This is a genomic window from Streptococcus sp. HMSC078H03 (assembly GCF_001808655.1).
Classification (GTDB): domain Bacteria; phylum Bacillota; class Bacilli; order Lactobacillales; family Streptococcaceae; genus Streptococcus; species Streptococcus salivarius_G.
On sequence record NZ_KV794120.1, the window covers coordinates 5,607 to 6,106 of the forward strand.

The following is a 500-nucleotide window of genomic DNA, read 5'->3' on the forward strand; positions in this document are numbered from 1 at the left end:
CAGAATCACAGTCTGTTTCAAACTCAGAGTCAGCCTCAGAAAGTGCGTCAATTTCAGCTTCACAATCAGTTTCAAACTCAGAATCATCCTCAGCAAGTTCGTCAGTTTCTGAATCACAGTCTGTCTCAAACTCCGAGTCAGCTTCAGAGAGTGCATCAGTAAGCGAATCACAATTGGTTTCTAATTCCGAGTCAGCTTCAGAGAGTGCATCAGTGTCTGAATCACAGTCTGTCTCAAACTCCGAGTCAGCGTCAGTCAGTGCGTCAATTTCAGAATCACAGTCTGTCTCAAACTCAGAATCCGCTTCAGAGAGTGCGTCAGTATCAGAATCACAGTCTGTCTCAAACTCCGAGTCAGCGTCAGTAAGTGGATCAATCTCAGAATCACAGTCTGTTTCAAACTCAGAATCAGCGTCAGAAAGTTCGTCAGTTTCTGAATCACAGTCTGTATCTAATTCAGAATCAGTGTCAGAGAGTGCGTCAGTATCAGAATCACAGTCT

Annotated in this window: 1 pseudogene; it reads right to left on the bottom strand. The window is 44.0% G+C overall.

The features are described from left to right. Window positions 1-500: pseudogene (locus tag HMPREF2607_RS10555) on the bottom strand (YSIRK signal domain/LPXTG anchor domain surface protein); the annotation flags it as partial.